This window comes from Streptomyces specialis (genome assembly GCF_001493375.1).
GTDB classification, from domain to species: Bacteria; Actinomycetota; Actinomycetes; order Streptomycetales; family Streptomycetaceae; genus Streptomyces; species Streptomyces specialis.
In genome coordinates this window covers 17,614-34,427 of record NZ_LN929765.1, presented here as the reverse complement: position 1 = coordinate 34,427, position 16,814 = coordinate 17,614, and the positions used below count along the sequence as shown (strand labels likewise).

At 72.6% G+C, this 16,814-nt stretch carries 10 protein-coding genes and 1 pseudogene; 8 read left to right on the top strand and 3 right to left on the bottom strand.

Annotated features, from left to right (window positions below; genetic code table 11):
* The 4 genes from BN2279_RS04890 to BN2279_RS04875 all read left to right on the top strand — a co-directional run.
* On the top strand, positions 1-1,783 hold a 1,783-nt coding region (locus BN2279_RS04890; RefSeq protein WP_324612815.1), incomplete at its 5' end, for an LpqB family beta-propeller domain-containing protein.
* 61 nt (positions 1,784-1,844) lie between these two features.
* Positions 1,845-2,534: a ComF family protein gene (locus BN2279_RS04885; RefSeq protein WP_059006830.1), complete on the top strand. Its 690-nt coding sequence runs from the start codon at positions 1,845-1,847 to the stop codon at positions 2,532-2,534.
* Between the two features lie 307 nt (positions 2,535-2,841).
* On the top strand, positions 2,842-3,552 hold the full coding sequence (gene hpf, locus BN2279_RS04880; RefSeq protein ID WP_059006821.1) for a ribosome hibernation-promoting factor, HPF/YfiA family: 711 nt from the start codon (positions 2,842-2,844) through the stop codon (positions 3,550-3,552).
* A gap of 131 nt (positions 3,553-3,683) precedes the next feature.
* Complete coding sequence (locus tag BN2279_RS04875) at positions 3,684-4,436, top strand: response regulator (protein ID WP_059006819.1); 753 nt, start codon at positions 3,684-3,686, stop codon at positions 4,434-4,436.
* Here BN2279_RS04875 and BN2279_RS04870 read toward each other — a convergent pair.
* A complete protein-coding gene (locus BN2279_RS04870; protein WP_059006818.1) occupies positions 4,433-5,626 on the bottom strand; it encodes a winged helix-turn-helix domain-containing protein in 1,194 nt (397 codons plus the stop codon). The two genes, BN2279_RS04875 and BN2279_RS04870, sit on opposite strands and share 4 nt — an antisense overlap.
* A gap of 134 nt (positions 5,627-5,760) precedes the next feature.
* Between BN2279_RS04870 and secA the strand changes: the two genes are divergently transcribed.
* A complete protein-coding gene (gene secA, locus BN2279_RS04865; protein WP_059006816.1) occupies positions 5,761-8,607 on the top strand; it encodes a preprotein translocase subunit SecA in 2,847 nt (948 codons plus the stop codon).
* A gap of 49 nt (positions 8,608-8,656) precedes the next feature.
* Here secA and BN2279_RS04860 read toward each other — a convergent pair whose 3' ends face one another.
* Positions 8,657-9,076, bottom strand: a complete 420-nt coding sequence (locus tag BN2279_RS04860; RefSeq protein ID WP_059006814.1) for an Rv3235 family protein — start codon at positions 9,074-9,076, stop codon at positions 8,657-8,659.
* A gap of 204 nt (positions 9,077-9,280) precedes the next feature.
* Between BN2279_RS04860 and BN2279_RS04855 the strand changes: the two genes are divergently transcribed.
* The 3 genes from BN2279_RS04855 (at position 9,281) to BN2279_RS04845 (ending at position 15,776) form a co-directional block, all read left to right on the top strand.
* A complete protein-coding gene (locus BN2279_RS04855; protein ID WP_059006812.1) occupies positions 9,281-9,802 on the top strand; it encodes a DUF6912 family protein in 522 nt (173 codons plus the stop codon).
* 43 nt (positions 9,803-9,845) lie between these two features.
* Positions 9,846-10,544: an HAD family hydrolase gene (locus BN2279_RS04850; protein WP_059006810.1), complete on the top strand. Its 699-nt coding sequence runs from the start codon at positions 9,846-9,848 to the stop codon at positions 10,542-10,544.
* Positions 10,545-10,832: 288 nt separating this feature from the next.
* Positions 10,833-15,776 carry an NAD-glutamate dehydrogenase gene (locus tag BN2279_RS04845; RefSeq protein ID WP_059006808.1) on the top strand — a complete coding sequence of 1,648 codons (4,944 nt, stop codon included), beginning with the start codon at positions 10,833-10,835 and terminating at the stop codon, positions 15,774-15,776.
* An 84-nt stretch (positions 15,777-15,860) separates the two neighbouring features.
* On the opposite strand, the pseudogene galE reads toward BN2279_RS04845, so the two are convergent.
* A pseudogene (gene galE, locus BN2279_RS27165) lies at positions 15,861-16,814 on the bottom strand (UDP-glucose 4-epimerase GalE); the annotation flags it as partial.

Genomic DNA, 16,814 nt, shown 5'->3' with positions numbered 1-16,814 from the left:
GCTGGGCGGGCTGCTGACGGCGGCGCTGCTGCTGGCGGGCTGCGCCTCGATGCCGGGCAGCGGCCCGGTGCAGAAGGTGGACTCCGAACAGCGTGCCGACAGCGAGTCGCTGGTCCGGGTCTACGGTGTGGCGCCGCAGGACGACGCGCTGCCGCAGCAGATCGTGCGCGGTTTCCTGGAGGCGGTCACCAGCGACGACGAGGAGTTCGAGACGGCCAAGCAGTACCTCACGCCGGAGCGGGCCGCGACGTGGGACCCGTTCGCCGGTATCACCGTGCTCTCCTCCGGGCTGGCGCTGAACAGCCCGGGCGGCGTGGAGGACTCGCGCGTCGAGCTGAACGGCTCCCGCGTCGCGACGGTGGACGGCACGCACGTGTACACGCCGCAGGCCGGCACGTACCGGGGGACGTTCGACCTGCGCCAGGTGGACGGCGAGTGGCGGATCGACGCGCTGCCGGAGGGCCTGGTCATGGGCGAGGCCGACTTCCGCCGGATCTACCGCTCGGTCGACACGTTCTACTACGCCGACCTGGGCGCCGAGACCGGCCGGGCGGGCGACGGGGACGAGGCGCTGGTGCCGGACCCGGTCTACGTGCGGCGCCGTATCGACCCCGTCGGGGACGCGGTGGCGGCGCTGCTGGACGGGCCGAGCGAGTGGCACGACCCGGTGGTGACCACGGCGTTCCCCGAGGGGGCCGGCCTGGCGGCCGGGGCGGTGATCGCCGACTCGGGCGTCCTGACGGCCCGGCTGGCCGGAGTCCCGGACGACTGGCCGGGCTACCGCTGCGAACTGATGGCCGCGCAGCTCCTCCAGACCGTGCGGGAGGTGGCGTCCCAGACGCTGACGGAGACGCTGCTGCTGGACGAGGACGGTTCGCAACTGTGCTCGGTGAGCCGCGCCGAGGCGGACGCGCACACGCCGGGTCTCTCCGCCGGGGAGGTCGCGCGGGCGTACTTCCTGGACGAGGACGGGCGGCTGGTGTCCGTGGTGGACGACCAGAACCCGCCGAGGCCGGTGCGCGGCGCGCTGGGCGAGCCCGCCGCCGAGCTGCGGAGCGTCGCGGTGAGCCGGGACGAGCAGCGGGGCGCGGGCGTCGGCGCGGACGGGTCCACCCTGTTCGTCGCGGCCATGACCGAGGAGGGCGCGGCGCTGGAGACCGTCCTGACCAGCGAGTCCGGCGGTGACGACGCCGGGCTGAGCCCGCCGACGTGGGACGGTCTGGGCGACCTGTGGGTCGCTGACCGGGACCCGGACGGGCCTCGGCTGCTGCGGCTGGCGGGGGGCGACGGCGAGCCGCAGGAGGTTCCGGTGGCCGGGCTGTCCGACGGGCAGCGGGTCGAGGCGGTGCGGGTGGCCTCGGACGGGGTGCGGATCGCCCTGCTGGTCAGCGGCGGCGACGGGCACACGACGCTCCAGCTCGGCCGCGTGGAGCGGCTCAGGACGGACGACGGCGTCGCCGTCTCGGTGAACGCGCTGCGGCCGGTCGCGCCGGAGCTGGACGACGTGGTGGCGGCGTCCTGGGCCGGTGGCAGCCGGCTGGTGGTCGTGGGCCGCCCCGACGACGGCGTCGAGCAGCTCCAGTACGTGGCGACGGACGGCTCGCCGCTGAACACGCCCACGGTTCCCGGGCTCAACGACGTGACCAGCGTGGCGGCGGCGGAGGACGAGCGGCAGCCGCTGCTGGCGCAGACGGGCGACGACATCGCGCGGCTCCAGGACGACGCCCAGTGGAAGGTCATCGCCGACGCCAAGGGGGGATTCGCCCCCGTCTATCCCGGCTGATGGCCGAAAATCCGCCGTGCCGGGTTGGCGCCCCGGCGTCCGGTCCGACACCGTGGGTGCCATGCGGGGATGGTGGCGGGAGCTGGGCTCCCTCGTGCTTCCGACGTCCTGCGCCGGCTGCGGCGGGGCGCGGACCGTGTTGTGCGCGCCGTGCCGGGGGCTGCTGAGCGCCGGGCCGGCCCGGCGGGTGCGGCCGGTGCCGGAGCCGCCGGGGCTGCCGCCCGTCTACGCCGCCGTGGCCTACGCCGACCAGGCGCGGGCCGTGCTGCTGGCCCACAAGGAACGCGGCGTGCTGTCGCTGGCCGGGCCGCTGGGCCGGGCGCTGGCCGTCAGCGCCCGCGCCGCGGCTGCCGTTCCGGGCGTCGACGGCGCGGTGCTGAGCCTCGTCCCGGTGCCGTCGTCGCGGGCGGCGGTGGCCCGGCGCGGGCATGACCCGGTGCGCAGGATCGCGCTGGCGGCGGCCGGGTGGCTGCGCCGGGACGGGCTGCCGGTGCGGGTGCGGCCGGTGCTGCGGCAGCGGCGTCGCGTCGCCGACCAGGCGGGGCTGACGGCGGGGCAGCGGGCGGCGAACCTGACGGGAGCGCTGGTGGTGCGGCCCGGGGCGCTGCTGGCGGGTGACGTGGTGCTTCTCGTGGACGATCTGCTGACCACCGGTGTCTCGCTGGCCGAGGCGGCGCGCGCGGTGCGCTCCTCGGGCGGCCGACCGGTGGGCGCGGCGGTCGTGGCGGGTCCTCCTATCGGGTGGACCTGACACGCGTGGGCTACGGGTGGGTAAGGGTGCCGGACGGGGCGCGTGGGGAGTACGTTCGGTATCAGGCAGCCTGTGAGCCGTGCCGGTACAAGTGGATATGACGAACGGACCCCGTGAGGGTTCGACCTCGATCGCCGCCCCATCGGAATCAGGTGGGTTGTGATCTTCCTCGCGGGGGAGAAGGAGGTGAAAGTCGTAACCCCGATGTAACGCCGGAAAGGTGCCGCGTACACCGGCACTTCCGGTTCCAGTGCACGAAGGGCGCGCGCCGCCGGTCGGGCGGAGGCGCCCGGGAACGGAGTTCTGCGTGGACATCGTCGTCAAGGGCCGCAAGACCGAGGTGCCGGAGCGGTTCCGCCGGCATGTGGCCGAGAAGCTGAAGCTGGACAAGATCCAGAGGATCGACGGCAAGGTGACCAGCCTGGACGTGGAGTTGTCCAAGGAGCACAACCCCCGTCAGGCCGACCGTTCCGACCGGGTGGAGATCACGCTGCGCCACCGAGGTCCGGTCGTCCGGGCGGAGGCGTCCGCGGCCGACGCCTACGCCGCGCTGGACCTCGCGGTGGAGAAGCTGGAGTCCCGGTTGCGCAGGCAGCACGACAAGCGCCGGTGCCGCCGGGGGCGGGACCGTATCCCGGCCAGCGAGGTCGCGGCGGTGGTGCCCGACGCGGCGGCGCTGAACGGCGCGGGCGTCCCGGCCCCGGCGGCCCCGGAGGACGACGGGCCGCCCGTCCGCCGGATCGGCTCGGTCGTGGTCGAGGGCGACGGGCCGCTGGTGGTCCGGGAGAAGACCCACAAGGCGACGCCGATGACCCTCGGGCAGGCGCTGTACGAAATGGAACTGGTCGGGCACGACTTCTATCTGTTCGTCGACGCGGACACCAAGCAGCCCAGCGTCGTGTACCGGCGGCACGCCTACGACTACGGCGTGATCCACCTGGAGACCGACCCGTTCGCGGAGCTCGCCGAGGACGCGGAGGCCGCGCCGGAGGAGGCGGGAGGCGTGCTCGGCGGCTGAGCGGCACCGCCCACGGGCCGCCGCCACACCGCACCCCCGGGCCGGATCAGCGATCCGGCCGGGGGTGTCGCCATGGAATCATGGAGTCGCCGATTGTGGCAGGCGCGTACCGACCGGCAGGGGGAACGACGATGGTGGACACTTTCGGACCCACGATGGCGCGGGGCCCGCGCGGCGAGGCGCGCGTGATCCCGTCCGGCCCGCCCCCGGAGCAGCGGGAGCCGATCCGGGTGCTGGTGGTCGACGACCATGAGCTGTTCCGGCGCGGGCTGGAGATCGTGCTCGCCCACGAGGAGGACATCGAGGTCGTCGGCGAGGCCGGGGACGGCGCGGAGGCGGTGGAGAAGGCGGCCGACCTGCTGCCGGACATCGTGCTGATGGACGTGCGGATGCCCAGGCGTGGCGGGATCGAGGCGTGCACCTCCATCAAGGAGGTGGCCCCCAGCGCGCGGATCATCATGCTGACGATCAGCGACGAGGAGGCCGACCTGTACGACGCCATCAAGGCGGGCGCCACCGGTTACCTGCTCAAGGAGATCTCCACCGACGAGGTCACCGCGGCGATCCGCGCCGTGGCCGACGGCCAGTCGCAGATCAGCCCGTCGATGGCGGCGAAGCTCCTCACCGAGTTCAAGTCGCTGATCCAGCGCACGGACGAACGGCGGCTGGTCCCGGCGCCGAAGCTGACGGACCGGGAGCTGGAGGTGCTCAAGCTGGTCGCCACCGGCCGGAACAACCGGGACATCGCCAAGGAGCTCTTCATCAGCGAGAACACGGTGAAGAACCACGTGCGGAACATCCTGGAGAAGCTCCAGCTCCACTCCCGCATGGAGGCCGTGGTCTACGCGATGCGCGAGAAGATCCTCGACCTGGAGACCGGTTAGGCCACGGCCTCCGACAGAGGGCGGTGCAGCTCGGGCGGGGTCGTCCGCTCGATCCTGATGTCCGTGCAGCCCACCCAGGTCGCGGCCTCGGCCAGGGCCCGCGCCATGGCCGGGACGGCCTTCGCGGCGCGCGGTGCCGAGCCCTCGAACGCCGCGTGCCGGGCGACCAGCGTGCTCCCGTCGCGGGCCGGGTCCACGCGGCCCAGCAGCTTCCCGCCGGACAGCAGCGGCATCGAGTAATACCCGAATATCCGCCGGGGGGCGGGCACATACGCCTCCAGCCGGTGTGTGAACCCGAAGATCCGCTCGGTGCGCGGCCGGTCCCAGATCAGCGAGTCGAACGGCGACAGCAGCGTCGTGCGGTGCCGCCCGCGCGGCGGCGACGCCAGCGCCGCCGGGTCCGCCCACGCGCGGTGCCGGGCGGCCCGCCCCTCCGCCGGTCCCCAGCCACCGACCTCGACCTCCACCAGGCCGGTGTCCCGCACGACCCGCTCCACCTGAGCGCCCGTCAGCCGGTGATAGTCCGCGAGGTCGGCCTGGGTGGCGACGCCCATCGCGGCGCCCGCCTGGGCCACGAGCCGGCGCAGGCACGCGTCGTCGTCCAGCTCCTCGCCCAGCAGCTTCTCCGGCACCGCCCGCTCGGCCAGGTCGTACACCCGCTTCCAGCCGCGCCGCTCGGCGCAGACCACCTCGCCCAGGGCCAGCGCCCGCTCCACCGCGACCTTCGCCTCGCTCCAGTCCCACCACGGGCCGCCGTTCTTCGCGCCGCCCAGCTCCGTCGCCGTCAGCGGCCCCTCGGCGCGCAGCCGGGCGAGCACCGACGCGTGCGCCTCGGGGGACACCGCGTGGTTCCACACGCCTCGGTCCCGGTACGACCGGCGGCGGAACGCGAACAGCGGCCACTCCTCGATGGGCAGCACGCACGCGGCGTGCGACCAGTACTCGAACGAGTGGCCGCCCGACCAGAACGCCGCCTCCACCGCCGGTCTGCCGACCGCGCCCAGCCGCGCGTACGGCAGCAGCTCGTGGGAGCGGGCGAGCACCGAGATGGTGTCGAGCTGGACCGCGCCCAAACGCCGCAGCACCCCGCGCACACCGGCCGCCCGGTCGGGGGCACCCAGCAGGCCCTGGGCGCGCAGCGCGAGGCGCCGGGCCTCGTCGGAGGAGAGTTCGACAACCGAGCCAGTCATGCGGGCGATCGTAGAGCCGAGCACTGACACTCGTCCCGGCGCTCGCATACCATGGCCGGTGCGGCGGGGCCATCTCGCTGTGCCCGCGCAATCGATACCCGCGCCAGGCCCGACCGGCAAGGAGACCAGCCCTCGTGTCCGTCTTCGACAAGATCATGCGTGCAGGCGAAGGCAAGATCCTGCGCAGGCTTCAGCGCGTCGCCAAGCAGGTGAACTCCATCGAAGAGGACTTCGTGGACCTGTCCGACGCCGAGCTGCGGGCGCTGACCGACGAGTACCGCGAGCGCCTCGCGGACGGTGAGACCCTGGACGACCTGCTGCCGGAGGCGTTCGCCACGGTCCGTGAGGCGGCCAAGCGCGTGCTGGGCCAGCGCCCTTACGACGTTCAGCTCATGGGCGGCGCCGCGCTGCACATGGGATATGTCGCGGAGATGAAGACCGGTGAGGGCAAGACGCTGGTCGGCACCCTGCCCACCTATCTCAACGCGCTGTCCGGCAAGGGCGTTCACCTGATCACGACCAACGACTACCTGGCGCAGCGCGACTCGGAGTGGATGGGCCGCGTCCACCGTTTCCTGGGGCTCTCGGTCGGCTGCATCTCCGCGGGCATGCCGCCGTCCAAGCGCCGCCAGCAGTACGCGTGCGACATCACCTACGGCACGAACAACGAGTTCGGCTTCGACTACCTGCGCGACAACATGGCCTGGTCCAAAGAGGAGCTGGTGCAGCGCGGGCACAACTTCGCGGTCGTGGACGAGGTCGACTCCATCCTCATCGACGAGGCGCGGACGCCGCTGATCATCTCCGGCCCCGCCGACCAGGCCACCAAGTGGTACGCGGACTTCGCGAAGCTGGTGCAGCGCCTGGAGCCGGGTGAGCCGGCCGTGCCGACCCGGGGCCAGGCGGAGACCGGTGACTACGACGTGGACGAGAAGAAGCGCACCGTCGCGATCCACGACGCGGGCGTCACCAAGGTCGAGGACTGGCTCGGCATCGACAACCTGTACGAGTCGGTGAACACCCCGCTCGTCGGTTATCTGAACAACGCGATCAAGGCCAAGGAGCTGTTCAAGCGCGACAAGGACTACGTCGTCATGGACGGCGAGGTCGTGATCGTGGACGAGCACACCGGCCGCATCCTGGCGGGCCGCCGCTACAACGAGGGCATGCACCAGGCGATCGAGGCGAAGGAAGGGGTGAAGATCAAGGACGAGAACCAGACCCTCGCCAAGATCACCCTTCAGAATTATTTCCGCCTCTACGACAAGCTCGCCGGCATGACCGGTACGGCGATGACCGAGGCCGCCGAGTTCCACCAGATCTACAAGCTCGGCGTGGTCCCGATCCCGACGCACCGCCCGATGGCCCGCAAGGACCGTTCCGACCTGATCTACCGCACCGAGGTCGCCAAGTTCGCGGCGGTCGTGGACGACATCGCCGAGAGGTACGAGAAGGGCCAGCCGGTGCTGGTCGGCACCACCTCGGTCGAGAAGTCGGAATACCTGTCGCAGCAGCTCAAGAAGCGCGGCGTCCGGCACGAGGTGCTCAACGCCAAGAACCACGAGCGGGAGGCCGTGATCGTCGCCAAGGCGGGCCGCAAGGGCGCCGTCACCGTCGCGACGAACATGGCCGGCCGCGGTACCGACATCAAGCTCGGCGGGAACCCGGACGACATCGCCGAGGAGGAGCTGCGCCGCAAGGGCCTCGACCCGGTGGAGCACGCGGAGGAGTGGGCGGCGGCCCTTCCGGACGCGCTGGCCCGCGCGGAGAAGGCGGTCGAGGCGGAGTTCGAGGAGGTCAAGGCGCTCGGCGGGCTGTACGTGCTGGGCACCGAGCGGCACGAGTCGCGCCGTATCGACAACCAGCTCCGCGGCCGTTCCGGACGTCAGGGCGACCCGGGCGAGTCCCGGTTCTACCTCTCGCTCGGCGACGACCTGATGCGGCTGTTCAAGGCGCAGATGGTCGAGCGCGTGATGTCCATGGCGAACGTGCCCGATGACGTGCCGATCGACAACAAGATGGTCACCCGGGCCATCGCGTCCGCCCAGGGCCAGGTCGAGCAGCAGAACTTCGAGATCCGCAAGAACGTCCTGAAGTACGACGAGGTCCTGAACCGGCAGCGCGAGGTCATCTACAGCGAGCGCGCCCGGGTGCTGGCGGGCGAGGACCTGCACGAGCAGGTGCAGTTCTTCATGGACGACACGATCGAGGCGTATGTGCGGGCCGAGACGGTCGAGGGCTTCGCCGAGGAATGGGACATGGAGCGCCTGTGGGGCGCGTTCAAGCAGCTCTACCCGGTGAAGGTGACCGTCGAGGAGCTGGAGGAGGAGGCCGGTGGCCGGGAGGGGCTGACCCCCGAGTTCATCGCCGAGTCCGTCAAGGAGGACATCCACCGCCAGTACGCGGCGCGCGAGGAGGAGCTGGGCTCCGAGGTGATGCGGGAGCTGGAGCGCCGCGTCGTGCTGTCGGTGCTGGACCGCAAGTGGCGTGAGCACCTCTACGAGATGGACTACCTCCAGGACGGCATCGGGCTGCGCGCGATGGCGCAGCGCGACCCGGTCGTGGAGTTCCAGCGCGAGGGCTTCGACATGTTCATCGCCATGCTGGAGGGCATCAAGGAGGAGTCCGTCGGCTACCTGTTCAACCTGGAGGTCCAGGTCGAGCGGCGGGTCGAGCAGGTGCCCGTGCGGGGTGCCACGACGGACCGGCCCGCCGAGCCGGGCGCGGCGCAGGAGGCGGTCCCGGCCGGGGCGCCCGGCGGCGGGGCCCCGGCGATCCTGGCCAAGGGCCTGGAGGCGCCCAAGCGCGCGGACCGGCTGCACTTCTCGGCGCCGACCGTGGACGGCGCGGGCGGTCAGGGCGGCGTCGTGGAGGGTGACTTCTCCACCGACGGCGGTGACGGCGACCAGGCGGAGCCGGCCGGGATGACCCGGGCGGAGCGGCGGAAGGCGCAGAAGGGCGGCCGGCGCCGCAAGAAGTGAGGCTCGTCCCGTGGGCCGGCTCCGTGCGCGGAGCCGGCCCACGGGCATGTCAGGGGACGGTGTCCAGCTCGACGGCCGCGCACTGCCAGCGGCCGTCGGGGCGGCGTTCCAGCCGGAAGGCGACGGCCCGGGTGCGGTCGCCCACGGTCACCCGGGCGAACGCCTCGATGGCGTCGGCGTTCGGGCGGCAGGCCCCGACGCCGCGCAGCACGGGCGCGGCGCCGCCCGGCGTCGGGCGCAGCGGGGCGTGCGGGGCGAGGCGGACGAGCTGTTCCCAGGCGGTGGCCCCGGCGTGGCCGAGCAGCAACTGCACGGGGCGCTGGCCGCTGAGGACCAGCAGGAGCCGGTGGGCGAACCAGTCGTGCGGCCGGTGGGCGCGGCCCACGGGCACCGGCCGCGCCGGGCGGCGGGAGTCCGCCCGTCCCGGCGGTGCGGCGGCCCGGCCCGGGCCGCGCTTGCTGATCCTCATGCGTCGTCCACCCCGTGAAAGGAAGCTACCGACTGGTAACTATCGCGGAGTGTAGCGGTGCGGTCACGCTGCGGCAAGCGTTGTCGCCGAGTCCGGCGGGTGTCGCACGGTGCCCTGGTACAGTGAGCGCGCTCGCGGCCCGGGAGTCGCTGTTTCCCCGCACCGCCCGCCGCGGGCCGAGGTTCGTAGAGAAAGCGGCCGTCCATGCGCGTCTACCTCCCGCTCACCCTGTCCTGGCTCGCCGAGCTGCGCCGGACCGGGCAGGCCGGACCGGCGCCGCTGACCGCCTACGCCGTCACCCCCGCGCTGCGCGAGTGGTATCTCTCCGGCGGCGAGGAGGAGTTGGAGTACGCCGCGCTCAGCCGCGCCGCCCTGGCCTCGCTCCGGCTGCTCGCCGCCGATCCCTCCGCGCCGAGGCGCCGGGTCGTGGTGGCCGCCGACGTGCCCGACCGGAACGCGGTGGCGGACCCCGACCTGGCCCTCCAGCCCGAGGCGCTGGGCGAGGTGACGCTGACCTCGGCGGTGCCGCTGGCCGCGATGGCGGCCGTCCACGTGGACGCCCCCGACGCCGAGTCCGACGTCGCGGCGGCGGCCGGGGCCGTCGGGGCGGCCGACGAGGGCGACGACGACGCCCAGTTCACCGTGGACGGCGCGGCCGACCACGAACTCCTCTGGTACGGCGTGCAGGAGATCGACGGCCTGATCCGGCCGTCCGGCGAACGGTAAAATCACTGCCGCGCCGCCGCCGCCTGGCCGTACCGTCTACCGCATGGCCACATGCTCGCCTCCCGTCGGCGCGGGACACATCGTCTGGGACTGGAACGGCACCCTGCTCCACGACATCGACGTGGTGATCGAGGCGACCAACGCCGCGTTCGCCGAGCTGGGGATTCCGCCGATCACGCTGGAGCGGTACCGGGAGCTGTACTGCGTGCCGATCCCGCTGTTCTACCAGCGGCTCCTCGGCCGGCTGCCCACCGACGAGGAGTGGGCGGTCATGGACGCCACGTTCCACCGGCACTACTTCGCCCGGTCCGAGACGGCCCAGCTCGCCGAGGGCGCCGCCGCGCTGCTGGCCGGGTGGGTCGCCGCCGGACGCACCCAGTCCGTCTGCTCCCTGGCACCGCACGAGCGGCTCCTGTCGTGGGTGACCCGGCTCGGCATCGACGGGCACTTCCTGCGGATCGACGGGGGCACGGGCGACGGCATCGTCCGGGGCAAGGCCCAGCAGATGGCCCGCCATGTCACCTCGCTGGCCGAGCTGGTCGCCGACATGGCGCCCGAGCGCGTGGTGGTCATCGGCGACGCGACCGACGACGCCCGCGCGGCGGCCCACGCGGGCGCCAAGGCGGTGCTGTACTCGGGCGGGTCGCACAGCCGGCGCAGCCTGCTGAGCGCCGGGGTCCCCGTGGTGGACACGCTCGCGGAGGCGGTGCTGGTGGCCGAGGAGCTGGTGAGAACGCCGTGAGGCGGACCGGCCCGGCGGGCTTCCGGCGCGCCGGGGGGCGGCGCCCTTTTTCGTCCGGTGGCGGGCCCGGGGGCGAGGAGGGGACGATAGCCTTGCTCGCGTGACCAGTGTGATATCGGCTGGAGTTCCGGCCGGAGGCAGCGCCGCCTCCTCTCGGCACCCGGTGCCGGCCCGGGCCAGGTCCGCCACTGGTCCGATTCCCCGGGAGCACCCCATCCATGAGATCGAGCGCTGCCCGGTGACCGTTTCTCGACGTCACGCAACGGCGCGCGACAGGAGCCAGAGGACATGCACACCAAGCTGGACGAAGCCAAGGCCGAACTTCTGGAACAGGCCGCCCGGGTAGCCGAGCACGGCGGTGCGGGAGGTCAGCAGCCCCCGCACGGCCTGGGTCCCGCGGCACTCCGCGCGTACCTCCAGCGGTACTACCTCTTCATCGCCTCGGAGGACCTCGCCGGCCGGGACCCGGTCGATCTGTACGGGGCCGCCTCGTCGCACCTGCGGCTCGCCGCCGACCGCCCGCAGGGCACCGCCAACGTGCGCGTCCACACCCCCACCGTCGAGGAGATGGGCTGGACCTGCAGCCACACCGTGGTCGAGGTCATCACCGACGACATGCCCTTCCTGGTCGACTCGGTGACCAACGAGCTGTCCCGCCAGGGCCGCGGCATCCACCTCGTGATCCACCCCCAGGTCGTCGTCCGGCGCGACGTCGCCGGGCGGCTGCTGGAGGTGCTCGACGCCGAAGGCCCGGACGGTGCGCTGCCCGGGGACGCGGTGGTGGAGTCGTTCATCCATGTCGAGATCGACCGCGAGACCGACCGCGAGGACCTCAAGCGCATCGAGACGGACCTGCGCCGGGTCCTGGTCGACGTGCGCGAGTCCGTCGAGGACTGGCAGAAGATGCGTGGCACGGCGCTGCGCATCGCGGAGGACCTGGCCACCGAGCCGCTCGCCGGGGAGATCCGGCCCGAGGACGTCGGGGAGGCCGCGGAGCTGCTGCGCTGGCTCGCCGCCGACCACTTCACCTTCCTCGGGTACCGGGAGTACCGGCTGTCCCGCGAGGACAACGGCGGCGAGCGCGACGTGCTGCGGGCGGTCCCCGGCACCGGCCTCGGCATCCTGCGCGCCGACCCCGCGCACGACCCGGACGCCGAACGCCCGGTCGCCTCCGCCGCGTTCATCCGGCTCTCGCCCTCGGCCCGGGCCAAGGCCCGCGAGCCCCGGCTGCTGATCCTCACCAAGGCCAACAGCCGCTCCACCGTCCACCGCCGCTCCTACCTGGACTACATCGGGGTCAAGGAGTTCGACGAGAGCGGGAAGGTCGTCGGGGAGCGCCGCTTCCTGGGCCTGTTCTCGGCCGCCGCCTACACCGAGTCGGTGCGCCGCATCCCGGTCATCCGGCACAAGGTCGCCGAGGTGCTGGCCGGGGCCAAGTTCGCGCCCAACAGCCACAGCGGCCGGGACCTGCTCCAAATCATGGAGACCTACCCGCGCGACGAGCTGTTCCAGACCGACGTGGAAACCCTCGGCTCCATCGCCACCTCGGTGCTGCACCTCCAGGAACGCCGCAGGCTGCGGCTGTTCCTGCGGCAGGAGGAGTACGGGCGGTACTACTCGGCCCTGGTCTACCTGCCGCGCGACCGGTACACGACGTCCGTCCGGCTGCGGCTGATCGACATCCTCGCCGAGGAACTGGACGGCACCAACGTCGACTTCACCGCCTGGAACACCGAATCGGTGCTCTCCCGGCTGCACTTCGTGGTCCGCGTGGCACCGGGCACCGAGCTGCCGGAGCTGACCGAGGCGGACGTCGAGCGGATCGAGGCCAGGCTCGCGGAGGCGTCCCGGTCCTGGACCGACGGGTTCGCCGACGCCCTGCTGGCCGAGTGCGGCGAGGAGTTGGCCGCCGAGCTGGGCCACCGCTTCCTGAACGCGTTCCCCGAGGGCTACAAGGCCGACTTCGCCCCCCGCGCCGCCGTCGCCGACGTGCAGTACGTGGCGAACCTGCGGCCGGGCGACGGCGAGGACTTCGCGCTCAGCCTCTACGAACCGGTCAACGCGGCACCGGGCGAACGGCGGTTCAAGATCTACCGCACGGGTGAGCCGGTCTCGCTCTCCGCCGTCCTGCCCGTTCTCCAGGCGCTGGGCGTGGAGGTGGTGGACGAACGGCCGTACGAGCTGCGGCCCGTGGGCGGACCCACCGCGTGGATCTACGACTTCGGCCTGCGGGTCCCCGAGTCCCTGGCCGGCGGCATGGTCGGGGACGTCCGCGCGCGGTTCCAGGAGGCGTTCGCCGCCGCGTGGACGGGCGCGGCGGAGAACGACGGGTTCAACGCGCTGGTGCTGTCCGCCGGGCTGACCTGGCGCGAGGCGATGGTGCTGCGCGCCTACGCCAAGTACCTGTGGCAGGCGGGCGCCCGCTTCACGCAGGAGACGATGGAGGCCACGCTCCGGAAGAACTCGCACACCGCGCGGCTGCTGGTCAACCTCTTCGAGGCCCGGCTCGCCCCCCAGCGCCAGAGCGCCGGCCGGGAGATCATCGACGGCCTGCTGGAGGAGCTGGACGGCGCCCTGGAGAACGTCTCGACCCTGGACGAGGACCGGATCCTCCGCTCGTTCCTGACGGTGGTGAAAGCCACGCTGCGGACCAACTTCTTCCAAGGGGCGGGTGACGGCGGTGGCGAGCCGCACGCCTATCTGTCGCTGAAGCTGGAGCCCAAGGCCATTCCCGAACTGCCCGAGCCGCGCCCGGCGTTCGAGATCTGGGTGTACTCACCCCGGGTCGAGGGCGTCCACCTGCGGTTCGGCAAGGTCGCCCGCGGCGGGCTGCGCTGGTCCGACCGGCGCGAGGACTTCCGCACCGAGATCCTGGGCCTGGTGAAGGCGCAGGAGGTGAAGAACACCGTGATCGTGCCGGTCGGCGCCAAGGGCGGGTTCGTCGGCAAGCGGCTCCCCGACCCGGCCGCCGACCGCGACGCCTGGCTCGCCGAGGGCATCGCCTGCTACAAGACGTTCATCTCCGGCCTGCTCGACATCACCGACAACCTGGTGGACGGCCGTGTCGTGCCGCCCCGGGACGTGGTGCGGCACGACGGCGACGACACGTACCTCGTGGTCGCCGCCGACAAGGGCACCGCCACGTTCTCCGACATCGCCAACGAGGTCGCCACCTCGTACGGCTTCTGGCTCGGGGACGCCTTCGCCTCCGGCGGTTCCGCCGGGTACGACCACAAGGGCATGGGCATCACCGCGCGCGGCGCCTGGGAGTCCGTCAAGCGGCACTTCCGCGAACTGGGCCACGACACCCAGACGCAGGACTTCACGGTGGCCGGCATCGGCGACATGTCCGGCGACGTCTTCGGCAACGGGATGCTGCTCTCCGAGCACATCCGGCTCGTCGCGGCCTTCGACCACCGGCACATCTTCATCGACCCCGACCCGGACCCGGCCGTCTCGTTCGCGGAACGGCGCCGCCTGTTCGAGCTGCCGCGCTCCTCGTGGGCGGACTATGACAAGGCGCTGCTCTCCAAGGGCGGCGGCGTGCACCCGCGTTCGGCCAAGTCCATCGTCCTCACCCCGCAGGCGCGGGCGGCGCTCGGCATCGAGGGCGGCGGCTCGGCGCTGACCCCAGCGGATCTGATGAAGGCGATCCTCAAGGCGCCGGTGGACCTGCTGTGGAACGGCGGCATCGGCACCTACGTGAAGTCGTCCGCCGAAACGCACGCCGACGCCGGGGACAAGGCCAACGACGCGATCCGCGTGGACGGCCGGGACCTGCGCGCGAAGGTCGTCGGCGAGGGCGGCAACCTGGGCCTGACCCAGCGCGGCCGGATCGAGTACGCGCTGGCCGGCGGCCACTGCAACACCGACGCCATCGACAACAGCGCGGGCGTCGACACCTCCGACCACGAGGTGAACATCAAGATCCTGCTCAACTCGGTGGTCGCCAACGGCGACTTGACCGTCAAGCAGCGCAACGGGCTCCTCGCCGGGATGACCGACGAGGTCGGCGCGCTCGTGCTGCGCAACAACTACGCGCAGAACGTGGCCCTGGCCAACGGCCAGACCACCGCGCCCGGCCTGGTCCAGGCCCACCAGCGCCTCATCCGCAAGCTCGGCGAGGAGGGCCGGCTCGACCGTGAGCTGGAATTCCTGCCGTCGGACGAGGAGTTCCACGAGCGCCGCGTGGCCGGCCGGGGCCTGACACAGCCGGAGCTGGCGGTCCTCCTGGCCTACGTCAAGCTGACGGTCACCGCCGAACTCCTCGACACCGGGCTGCCCGACGACCTCTACGTCAGTCGGCTCCTCTTCGAGTACTTCCCGGCGGCGCTGCGGGAACGGTTCGCCGAGCGGATCGACGGCCACGCGCTGCGCCGCGAGATCATCACGACGCTCCTGGTCAACGACACCGTCAACACCGGCGGTTCATCGTTCGTCCACCGCATGCAGGAGGAGTCGGGCGCCTCGACCGAGGAGATCGTCCGGGCGCACACCGCGTCCCGCGCCATCTTCAACCTCGCCGAGATCTGGGACATCGCCGAGCGGCTGGACAACCAGGTCGAGGCGACGGTCCTCACCCGGACCCGGCTGCACGCGCGGCGCCTGGTCGAGCGCGGCGCCCGCTGGCTGCTCAACAACCGTCCGCAGCCGCTGAAGCTGGCCGACACGATCGAGCTGTTCGCCGACCGGGTGGGCCAGGTGTGGGCGGAGCTGCCGAAGTTGCTGCGCGGTCTGGACCAGGAGTGGTACGGCAGGATGCTGGACGAGCTGACGGGCAACGGCGTGCCCGCCGAAGTGGCCCAGCAGGTCGCCGGGTTCTCGGCCGTCTTCCCGGCGCTGGACATCGTGGCCGTCGCCGACCGCACCGGGCACGACGTGCTGGAAGTGGCCGAGGTGTACTACCACTTGAGCGACGAGCTGGGCATCTCCCGTCTCAAGGACCGGATCAGCGAGCTGCCGCGCGCGGACCGCTGGCAGTCGATGGCGCGCACGGCGATCCGGGAGGATCTGTACGCGGCCCACCAGTTGATCACCGCGGACGTGCTGGCGGCGGGCGGTCCCGACGCCACTCCGGAGGAGCGGTTCGCGGCCTGGGCGGAGCGGAGCAGCGCGATCCTGGGCCGGGCCCGGACGACGCTGCGGGAGATCCAGTCCTCGGACAGCTTCGACCTGTCGAACCTGTCGGTGGCGATGCGGACGATGCGGACACTGCTGCGCAGCAACCGCTGACGGCGCGGGGGCGGGGGCCCGGCTCGGGCGCCCGCCCCCGGCCGCGCGGGGCTCGGGTGGCGGGCAGGCCGATCCCCGGCTGAGCCATCCGGCCCAGGCGGAGGTGATCATGGCGGTCAGGTCCCGGCGGGCGGTCCAGCCGAGGTGCTTGGCCGCGAGTTCGGGGCTGACGACCATCCGGGCCGGGTCCCCGGGCCGGCGCGGCGCGATCACCGGGGCGAGGTCCTCGTGGCCGGTGATCTGCGCGATCAGCGTGACCATCTCGCGCACCGACACGCCTTCGCCACGGCTGATGTTGAGCGTCAGGTGCTCGGGTTCCGGCTGCTCGGCCAGGGCGCGGGCCGCCGCCACATGGGCCTCGGCCAGGTCCTCGACGTGCACGTAGTCCCGGACGCATGTCCCGTCGGGCGTCGGGTAGTCGGCGCCGAAGACGCGGGGCGGCGAGCCCGCCGACAGGTAGGCGAAGGTCTCCGGGATGAGCCCGTCGCCGCCGGTGTCGGCCAGCCCGGGGGCGGCGGCTCCGGCCACGTTGACATGGCGCAGGCAGGCGGTGGCCATGCGGTAGGCGCGGTTCGCGTCGCGGCCCAGCCACTCCCCGACGAGTTTGGTCTCGCCGTAGGGGCTGGCGGGCGCGCAGGGGGTGTCCTCGGTGACGAGGTCGTCCTCGGGCGTGCCGTAGACGGCGGCGGAGGAGGAGAAGACGAACCGGCCCACCCGGTTGCCCCGGGCCGCCTCCAGCAGGATCTGGAGGCCGTGCACGTTCTCCCGGTAGTAGCGCAGGGGCTGGGCCAGGGACTCGCCGGCCTGCTTCTTGGCGGCGAGGTGGATCACGGCGGTGACCCGGTGGTCGGCGATCGTCCGGTCCAGCAGCCCCCGGTCGAGCGTCGTGCCCTGGACGAACGGGACGCCGTCGGGGACGCGCGAGGCGTCGCCCGTGGACAGGTCGTCGTAGGCGACGACCTGCTCGCCGGCCAGGGCGAGGGCGCGCACCACATGGGAACCGATGTACCCGGCGCCGCCGGTGATCAGATAGGACAT